The 9,713-nt window shown below is 66.4% G+C and carries 8 protein-coding genes; 5 read left to right on the forward strand and 3 right to left on the reverse strand.

Annotation, left to right across the window (positions count from 1 at the left end):
• The coding region (locus VLK61_RS06715; RefSeq protein ID WP_325419493.1) for a dihydroxy-acid dehydratase at positions 1-1,298 on the forward strand (1,298 nt) is incomplete at its 5' end.
• Positions 1,299-1,304: 6 nt separating this feature from the next.
• On the opposite strand, the gene VLK61_RS06720 is transcribed toward VLK61_RS06715, so the two are convergent.
• Complete coding sequence (locus VLK61_RS06720; protein WP_325419494.1) at positions 1,305-1,592, reverse strand: TIGR04438 family Trp-rich protein; 288 nt, start codon at positions 1,590-1,592, stop codon at positions 1,305-1,307.
• Between the two features lie 127 nt (positions 1,593-1,719).
• Between VLK61_RS06720 and VLK61_RS06725 the strand changes: the two genes are divergently transcribed.
• Positions 1,720-2,025 carry a c-type cytochrome gene (locus VLK61_RS06725; RefSeq protein WP_325419495.1) on the forward strand — a complete coding sequence of 102 codons (306 nt, stop codon included), beginning with the start codon at positions 1,720-1,722 and terminating at the stop codon, positions 2,023-2,025.
• A 72-nt stretch (positions 2,026-2,097) separates the two neighbouring features.
• Here VLK61_RS06725 and acs read toward each other — a convergent pair whose 3' ends face one another.
• Entirely contained in the window at positions 2,098-4,077 is a 1,980-nt protein-coding gene (gene acs, locus VLK61_RS06730; RefSeq protein ID WP_325419496.1) for an acetate--CoA ligase, read from the reverse strand.
• Positions 4,078-4,249: 172 nt separating this feature from the next.
• Here acs and VLK61_RS06735 point away from each other — a divergent pair, with 172 nt between their 5' ends.
• Positions 4,250-4,855: a TIGR00645 family protein gene (locus VLK61_RS06735; RefSeq protein WP_325419497.1), complete on the forward strand. Its 606-nt coding sequence runs from the start codon at positions 4,250-4,252 to the stop codon at positions 4,853-4,855.
• 31 nt (positions 4,856-4,886) lie between these two features.
• Positions 4,887-6,413, forward strand: coding sequence for a fumarate hydratase (locus VLK61_RS06740; protein ID WP_325419498.1), 1,527 nt, complete (start codon positions 4,887-4,889; stop codon positions 6,411-6,413).
• A gap of 10 nt (positions 6,414-6,423) precedes the next feature.
• Here VLK61_RS06740 and VLK61_RS06745 read toward each other — a convergent pair whose 3' ends face one another.
• Positions 6,424-7,722: a mechanosensitive ion channel family protein gene (locus VLK61_RS06745; RefSeq protein ID WP_325419499.1), complete on the reverse strand. Its 1,299-nt coding sequence runs from the start codon at positions 7,720-7,722 to the stop codon at positions 6,424-6,426.
• A 446-nt stretch (positions 7,723-8,168) separates the two neighbouring features.
• Here VLK61_RS06745 and VLK61_RS06750 point away from each other — a divergent pair.
• On the forward strand, positions 8,169-9,713 hold a 1,545-nt coding region (locus VLK61_RS06750; RefSeq protein WP_325419500.1), incomplete at its 3' end, for a thiamine pyrophosphate-binding protein.

A 9,713-nucleotide genomic window follows, 5' to 3' on the forward strand; every position in this document is an offset into this window, starting at 1 on the left:
GCGGCCTGATGGGCATGCTGCGCGCCAACGTGCCGGCGATCTACATCTACGGCGGCACCATCCTGCCGGGCAAGTACAAGGGCCAGGACCTCAACATCGTCAGCGTGTTCGAGGCGGTGGGCCAGTTCTCCGCCGGCAACATGAGCGAAGAGGACTTCTGCCAGATCGAGCGCCGCGCGATCCCCGGCACCGGCTCTTGCGGCGGCATGTACACCGCCAACACCATGAGCTCGGCCTTCGAGGCGCTGGGCCTCAGCCTGCCCTATGCATCGACGATGGCCAATGTCGAAGACGAGATCGTCGCGATGGTCAACCGCGCCAGCAACGTGCTGGTCGAGGCGGTGAAGGCCGACCTGAAGCCGCGCGACATCGTCACCAAGAAGAGCATCGAGAACGCCATCGCGGTGATCATGGCCACCGGCGGCTCGACCAACGCGGTGCTGCACTTCCTGGCCATCGCGCATGCGGCCGAGGTCGAATGGACGATCGACGACTTCGAGCGCGTGCGCCGCAAGGTGCCGGTGCTGTGCGACCTGAAGCCCAGCGGCAAGTACCTGGCGATCGACCTGCACCATGCGGGCGGCATTCCGCAGGTGATGAAGCTGCTGCTGAAGGCCGGCCTGCTGCATGGCGACTGCATCACCATCACCGGCAAGACGGTGGCCGAGAACCTGGCCGAGATCCCCGATGTGCCGCGTGCCGACCAGGATGTCATCCGCACGATCGGCAACCCGATGTATGCCGAGGGCCACCTGGCCATCCTGCGCGGCAACCTGTCGCCCGACGGCTGCGTGGCCAAGATCACCGGCCTGAAGAACCCGGTGATCACCGGCCCGGCGCGGGTGTTCGATGATGAACAGTCGGCGCTGGCCGCGATCATGGCCAACAAGATCGTGGCCGGTGACGTGATGGTGCTGCGCTACCTGGGCCCCAAGGGCGGCCCGGGCATGCCCGAGATGCTGGCGCCCACCGGCGCGCTGATCGGCCAGGGCCTGGGTGAATCAGTGGGGCTGATCACCGATGGCCGCTTCTCCGGCGGCACCTGGGGCATGGTGGTCGGCCATGTCTCGCCGGAAGCCTACGAAGGCGGCACGATCGCGCTGGTGCAGGAGGGCGATTCAATCACCATCGACGCGCATCAGCTGCTGCTGAAGCTGAACGTCGATGACGCCGAGATCGCCAAGCGCCGGGCAGCCTGGAAGCAGCCGGCGCCGCGCTACACGCGTGGCGTGCTGGCGAAGTTTGCCAAGTGCGCGTCGAGCGCCAGCTTCGGCGCTGTGCTCGACAAGTTCGAGTGAGCGATTTCAGCGCTCGTCTGTGGGCACGCGGGGCTTGCCCGGCGTGCTGCCACCGCGGCGCTTCTTGAAGCTCAAGCCCATGTTGTCGAGGTGGCGCTCACGCCGGGCTTCGGTACGGGCCGTTTCCTTGTCAGCCTCGCGCTGCTTGGTCAGGCCGCTGGCATCGGCGATGAACCACCACAGCGCCGCCAGGCCGAACGGTATCCAGATCCACCACCAGGGCCAGGTGGCCACCACCGTGAGGCCTGCCAGCTTCAGCAGCAACAGCAGGCAACCAATCGCGATGAACCACATAAGGGGCAGCCTCTCCCGGTCAGCGGCCCTGCTGCAAGCACAGCGTCAACCGTGACCCCTAGAATCCGTTGAGAACGAGTCACTTTACTCCAGCCCGTGCCCCGCGCACTCGTCCCGAAAGGTCCCCATGAAGAAAGCTTCCGTCATCCTAGCGTTGGCCACCGTGATCGCCGGCCCCGCTTTCGCGAACGCCGACCTGGCACAGAAGAAGAACTGCATGGCCTGCCACGCAACGGACAAGAAGATCGTCGGCCCGGCCTACAAGGAAGTGGCGGCGAAGTACGCCGGCCAGAAGGATGCCGTGGCCAAGCTGGCCGAGAAGATCCAGAAGGGCGGCTCCGGCGTGTGGGGCCCCGTGCCGATGCCGCCGAATGCGCAAGTCAATGCCGACGAGGCCAAGCAACTGGCCACCTGGGTGATGACGGCCAAGTGACCGGCCTGGCTCCGATGTGAAAAGGCCCCGCAGTGCGTGGCCTTTCTACATTGCGCGCCGGAGCAGCCTGGATCAATTGGTCTCCGACAACTGATCCAAGATGGCCGGATTTTCCAAGGTCGAGGTGTCCTGCGTGATCTTCTCGCCCTTGGCGATCGAGCGCAGCAGCCGGCGCATGATCTTGCCGGAGCGGGTCTTGGGCAGGTTGTCGCCGAAGCGGATGTCCTTGGGCTTGGCGATCGGGCCGATTTCCTTGCCGACCCAGTCGCGCAGCTCCTTGGCGATTTTTTTCGCCTCGTCACCCGTCGGGCGCGAACGCTTCAGCACGACGAAGGCACAGATCGCCTCGCCCGTGGTGTCGTCCGGCCGGCCGACCACCGCCGCTTCGGCCACCAACTCGGTGTGCGAGACCAGCGCCGATTCGATCTCCATCGTGCCCATGCGGTGACCCGAGACGTTCAGCACGTCGTCGATGCGGCCGGTGATCGTGAAGTAGCCGGTCTTGGCGTCGCGGATCGCGCCGTCGCCGGCCAGGTAATAGCCCTTCAGCTCCGGCGGGTAGTAGCTCTTCTTGAAGCGCTCGGGATCACCATAGATGTTGCGGATCATGCTCGGCCAGGGCTTGCGCACGACCAGGATGCCGCCCTGCCCGTTCGGCACTTCGTTGCCGGTCTCGTCCACCACGGCCGCATCGATGCCTGGGAACGGCAGCGTGCAGGAACCCGGCACCAGCGGCGTGGCGCCCGGCAGCGGCGTGATCATGTGGCCGCCGGTTTCGGTCTGCCAGAAGGTGTCGACGATCGGGCAGCGGCCGCCGCCGATGTGCTTGTGGTACCACTCCCAGGCGGCAGGGTTGATCGGCTCGCCCACCGAGCCCAGGATGCGCAGGCTGGACAGGTCGTAGCGGTCAGGGTGCGCCGCCGCATTGCCTTCGGCGGCCTTGATCAGCGAGCGGATCGCCGTCGGCGCCGTGTAGAAGATGCTGACCTTGTGGTCCTGGATCATCTTCCAGAAGCGGCCGGCGTCCGGGTAGGTCGGCACGCCTTCGAAGACGATCTCGGTGCCGCCCAGCGCCAACGGGCCATAGGTGATGTAGGTGTGGCCGGTGACCCAGCCGATGTCGGCGGTGCACCAGAACACGTCGTCCGGCTTGAGGTCGAAGGTCCACTTCATCGTCAGCGCGGCATGCAGCAAGTAGCCGCCGGTGGAATGCTGCACGCCCTTGGGCTTGCCGGTGGAGCCGGAGGTGTACAGCAGGAACAGCGGATGCTCGGCGCTCACCCATTCCGGCTCGCACGTTGCCGGCTGGCCGGCCAGCGCCTCGTGCAGCCAGACGTCGCGGCCGGCCTGCCACGCGATCTTGCCACCGGTGCGCTGGTAGACGATGACGTTCTTCAGCGATTCGCAGCCGCCCAGGCCGATGGCCTCGTCGACGATGGCCTTCAGCGGCAGTTGCTTGCCGCCGCGCAGTTGCTCGTCGGCGGTGATGACCATCACTGCACCGGCGTCCTGCACGCGGTCGCGCAGGCTTTGTGCCGAGAAGCCGCCGAAGACCACTGAATGCGTCGCGCCGATGCGGGCACAGGCCTGCATCGCGACCACGCCCTCGATGCTCATCGACATGTAGATGACGACGCGGTCGCCCTTCTTCACGCCGCGTGCCTTCAGCGCATTGGCCATCTGGCAGGTGCGCGTCAACAGGTCTTGGTACGTGGCTCGGGTGACCTGGCCATCGTCGGCCTCGAAGATGATCGCGACCTTGTCGCCCTGCCCGGCTTCGACATGGCGGTCCAGGCAGTTGTACGAGACGTTCAGCGTACCGTCTTCGAACCACTTGAAGAACGGCGCCTCGCTGTCGTTCAGCGTGTTCGTGAAAGGCGTCTTCCAGCTCAGCAGCTCGCGCGCCAGCCGGGCCCAGTAGGCCTGGTGGTCGGTGCTCGCTTCCTTCACCAGCGCCTCGTAGGCCGCCATGCCTGACACATGGGCGCCCTGCACCGCGGCAGCGGAAGGGGCGTAGATCTTCAGCTCATGCGAGCCTTCGGCAGCACTCATCGAACGTCTCCTGCGATTTGAAACCCGTGATGGCCGCGACGCTATCGAGGCGCTCTTACCTGCCCCTTACTTCGGCGGCAACGCCAGCCCGGCCGTTGCATGCGAACCTCGGTCACGATGGTCGCATGGACGGCACCTAGAATCCAGCGCGTTGCGTCCCCGTGTCTGCCCCATGCCTCCTGATACCCCGCCGCGCAAGCTGCGCCCGCTGCCGAACCTGATCTTTGCCAGCCGATGGTTGCAGTTGCCGCTCTACCTGGGCTTGATCGTTGCCCAGGGTGTGTATGTGTTCCATTTCTGGGTCGAGCTCGTGCACCTGGTGGAGGCCGCCTTCGGCGACCAGCAGGCACTGCAGCAACTGGTCAAGAGTGCCGGCTACGTCGTGGGCGCCGATGGCGCGATCGCGTTCAACGAAACGCTGATCATGCTGGTGGTGTTGGGCCTGATTGATGTGGTGATGATCAGCAACCTGCTGATCATGGTCATCATCGGCGGCTACGAGACCTTCGTTTCGCGCATGGACCTCGAAGGCCATCCCGACCAGCCGGAGTGGTTGAGCCATGTCAACGCCTCGGTGCTGAAGGTCAAGCTCGGCACCGCGATCATCGGCATCAGTTCGATCCACCTGTTGAAGACCTTCATCAACGCCGCCAACCTGGACGAGAAGACGCTGATGTGGCAGACGCTGATCCACATGGCCTTCCTGCTGTCGGCGATGGCCATCGCCGCGTCGGACCGCATCCTCGGCAGCGGCGCTGCTGCCAACGGCAAGCACTGACGCCAGCCCTGATTCACCCCTGAAAGACCGTATGAGCACCACCATCCGCCAGGCCGACCTGATCGACAGCGTTGCCGCCGCGCTGCAGTACATCTCGTACTACCACCCGGCCGATTTCATCGCCCACCTCGCCCGGGCCTATGAGCGCGAGCAGAGCCCGTCGGCCAAGGATGCGATCGCACAGATCCTGACCAACTCGAAGATGTGCGCCGAGGGCAAGCGCCCGATCTGCCAGGACACCGGCATCGTCAACGTGTTCCTGAAGATCGGCATGAACGTCAGGTGGGACGGCTTCGATGGCTCGATCGCCGATGCCGTGAACGCCGGCGTGCGCAAGGCCTACTTGCACCCGGACAACGTGCTGCGCGGCTCGGTGCTGGACGATCCGATCTTTACGCGCAAGAACACCAAGGACAACACCCCGGCGGTGATCCACATGGAGCTCGTGCCCGGTGACACGGTGGACGTGACGGTCGCGGCCAAGGGCGGCGGCAGCGAGAACAAGAGCAAGATGACCATGCTCAACCCCAGCGATTCCATCGTCGACTGGGTGCTGAAGACGGTGCCGACCATGGGCGCCGGCTGGTGCCCACCGGGCATGCTGGGCATCGGTGTTGGCGGCACGGCCGAGAAGGCGGTGCTGCTGGCCAAGGAATCGTTGATGGACGACATCGACATGTACGAGTTGCTCGAGCGCGGCCCGCAGAACAAGCTGGAAGAGTTGCGCATCGAGCTGTACGAGAAGGTCAACGCGCTGGGCATCGGCGCGCAAGGCCTGGGCGGCCTGACCACCGTGCTCGACGTCAAGATCAAGACCTACCCGACGCATGCCGCGAGCAAGCCCATTGCAATGATCCCGAACTGCGCGGCCACGCGCCACGCGCACTTCGTGCTCGATGGTTCCGGCCCCAGCTACATCGACCCGCCCAGCCTGGACCTGTGGCCCGACGTGAAGTGGGCGCCGGACTACAACAAGAGCAAGCGTGTCGACCTGAACACGCTGACCCGCGCCGAGGTGGCGAGCTGGAAACCCGGCGACACGCTGCTGCTGAACGGCAAGATGCTGACCGGCCGCGATGCCGCGCACAAGCGCATCCAGGACATGCTGGCCAAGGGTGAGCCGCTGCCGGTGGATTTCACCAACCGCGTCATCTACTACGTCGGCCCGGTGGACCCGGTACGCGACGAAGTCGTCGGCCCGGCAGGCCCGACCACCGCGACACGCATGGACAAGTTCACCGAGATGATGCTGGCGCAGACCGGCCTGATCTCGATGGTCGGCAAGGCCGAGCGTGGGCCGGTGGCGATCGAAGCGATCAAAAAGCACGGCTCGGCCTACCTGATGGCCGTGGGCGGCGCCGCCTACCTGGTGGCCAAGGCCATCCAGGGCGCGAAGGTCGTGGGCTTCGCCGACCTGGGCATGGAAGCCATCTACGAGTTCGACGTCAAGGACATGCCGGTGACGGTGGCGGTGGACGCGCAAGGCACCAGCGTGCACACCACCGGCCCCCAGGAATGGCAGGCGAAAATCGGCAAGATCCCGGTAGCAGTGGCCTGAGCGACGCCCGTCAATCCGCCGGCTTCAGCGGCGCCGCGTCCCCGATGTGGCGCACCACCCGGTGCGGAAACGGAATCTCGACACCCGCGGCATTCAGGCTGCGCAGCACCGCCAGGTTGACGGCGCTGCGCACATTGCCCTGGCCGTTGTTCAGATCGTTGATCCAGAACACGATCTTCAGCTCCAGGCCATCGGCGGCGAACTGCGTCAGTTCCACCGACGGCACAGGCTCGGCCAGCACGCGCGGCACGGCGGCCACCGCGGAGGCCAGCCGTGGCATCAGCGCGTCGAGGTCGCTGCCATAGGCCACCTGCACGACGGTGCTGACGGCAATGTTCGAATCGGCGAACGAGCTGTTCTCGACCCGCTGCGTGATCAGCATCTCGTTGGGCACGATGGACTCGCGGCCGTTGCTGGCACGGATCACCGTGTAGCGCGTGGTGATGTCGGTGATGCGGCCTTCGAAGTTGTCGACACGCACGGTGTCGCCGATGCGCAGCGATCGTTCGGCCAGGATCACGAAGCCCGACACGTAGTTGGCGGCCAGCTTCTGCAGCCCGAAGCCGATGCCCACGCCGATGGCGCCGCCCATCACCGACAAGGCGCCCAGCGGGATGCCGGCCACCGACAAGGCGACCAGCAGGCCGACCAGCAGCAGGCCGGCCCGCGTGCCGTTGGCGGCAATCTTGCGCACCGACAGGTTGACGCTGTCGGCCGCCAGCAGCCGCGCCTCGATCGACGCCGACAGCCACAGCACCAGCACCAGCACCACCGCGGCGCTGAGCGCGCCTTCGAACAAACCGCGCAAGCTGACATCGCTGCCGGAGATCTTCCAGTGCACCGCATCCATCTCGGCCAGCACCAGCGGCAGCAGATCGGTCAGCCACAGCACCAGCGCCAGCCAGACCAGCCACGACAGCGTGCGCTCCAGCGCCCGCATCACACGTGAACCCGGGAACGCCACATGCAACACCCGCGCGACCACCCGAATGATCGCCAGGCTGGCCAGCAGCGGCACGGCCAGCTTGAACAGCGCGAAGGGCACGATGTCCTTGAGCAGCAGCCGCGCCAGCAGCACGCCGCCCAGCGCCAGCAGCGGGAACAGCACGCCGTCGAACCCCCGGTCGCCGAACAGGATGCGGCCGGTCGCCGGGACAAGGGCGTCGCCGGCGTTCGGCGCCGGCGCGCGCGGCCGCAGCCACCACGCCAGCCCCCAGGCCAGCAGCAGCACGGTGGCGATCACCGTGACTTCGATCCAAACGCTCGGCTTGAGCAAGGCCTCGAGTAGTTTCGGCAATGAATCGAGCAAGTGGTCCATCCTTGAGCGGCAGCGCAGCGGTGCGGGCAGAAGTATCGGTCAGCCCGGCCCACCGCCGCCGCCGCGCGGCACCGGCTCACGACAAGCGGCACAAGCATGAATATTCCACACCCGGACCCTGCGTTGTCCTGCTTAGGCACTAACCCGGGGGGGACACGGACTTGTTGCCATTCGATACAGTTCGTTCCGGTGCTGAACCAGTGACCTTGGTCATCTCGACACCCCGGCCTCGTTGAGGCCGCGTCTTTCACTCGTTGTTCCAGGGAGCTTCGCTGGGCACGGCGGCCGCAGAGCCGCTGGCCCGAGCGCGCAATGCCTCCGGCGATTGCGCATGTCCTTGCCGCCCATGACCCCCCGGATGCCTGGCCTGCAAAGTGCCCGGCGCGGGCGAAGCCTGGGCGACGAACGATAACGAGACAAACACCGTGGAATCTTCAATGGCCCTGACGACCGACGCCCTGCGCATTGCACGCCTGCACCGGCAACCTGACTCCGCCGATCTGATCATCGAATGCCTGGCCGCGCTGGGCATCGAGCATGTGTTCGGCGTGCCGGGCGGCGCGATCGAACCCTTGTACAACGCGCTGGCACGTTCAGGTCGCCAGGGCGGCCCGCGCGCCGTGGTGGCGCGCAACGAATCCGGCGCGGCCTACATGGCCGATGGGTATGCCCGCGAGACCGGCAAGCTCGGCGTCTGCATCGCCACCTCGGGTCCGGGTGCGACCAACCTGATCACCGGCGTGGCCTGCGCCTACGACAACAACGTGCCGATGCTGGTGATCACCGGCCAGCCGCCGATCCATTCGTTCGGCAAAGGGGCACTGCAGGAATCCAGCTGCACCGGCGTCAACACCGTGGGCATGTTCAAGCATTGCACCCGCTACAACTCGCTGGTGTCCCATGTGGACCAGGTGCCGACGAAACTGTTCAACGCGGTGATGCAGGCACAGCGCGCGCCGCATGGCCCCAGCCACCTGTCGATCCCGGTGGACATCCTGCGCCAGCCCATCAGTGGGTTCGGCAATGAACGATCGTTTGCCGCCCTGCTGAACCAGGCCCCCGCGCTGGTCGACGCCACCGCCGCGTTAGCCCTGGCCGGCCTGTTGCGCAGCGCGCGCAACCCGGTCTGGCTGATCGGCGACGGCTGTGGTGAAGCCATTCCCGCGCTGATGCAACTGGTGCAGCTGACCGACGGCAGGTTCATCACCACGCCGGACGGCAAGGGCTTCGTCAATGCACGGCATCCGCGCTTTCACGGCGTGTTCGGTTTCGGCGGCCACGACAGTGCACGCGAACTGCTGGCCGCACAACCCGATCTCGTTGTGGCGCTGGGCACCGGTTTCGGCGAACTCAACAGCGGCGGCTGGTCGGCCAGCCTGCTCAACGGCCGACTGGTGCATGTCGACGCCTGCGACGACAACCTGATGCGCTCGCCGATGGCGCGACTGCATGTGCGCGGCCGCATCCAGTCGGTGTGCGAGCACCTGATCACGCTGCTGGCGCCGGGCGCCGAGGTCTCGAACGTCGTGGCCTTCCAGCATCCGCAAAGCGCGCAGCTGGCCTACGAGGCGATGGTCGATCAGCCGCAGGCGCTGAAGAGCGAGCAAGCACCGATCAAGCCACAGCGCCTGATCGCCACACTGGCCGAACGCTGCCCGCCGCAGGCGCGCTTCGTCGCCGATGCCGGCAACAGCGCGGTCTGGGCCGTGCACTACCTGGCACCCCGCGACCGTCGCCACAGCGGCACACCGCGCGTCGCCGGTGGTGTGGCCGGCAGCGCGGCACAGCGCGACATGCGCACCAGCCGCTCCAGCTGGCTGCGCGTGACGATGGACTTCGCGCCCATGGGCTGGGCCATCGGCTCGGCGGTCGGCATCGCGCTGGGCAAGCCCGGCTGCCCGGTGGTCTGCCTCACCGGCGACGGCAGCTACCTGATGAACGGCCAGGAGATCACCGTCGCCGCCGAGCTGGGCCTGCCGGTG

It is taken from the genome of Aquabacterium sp., from assembly GCF_035476535.1.
Lineage (GTDB): Bacteria > Pseudomonadota > Gammaproteobacteria > Burkholderiales > Burkholderiaceae_C > Pseudaquabacterium.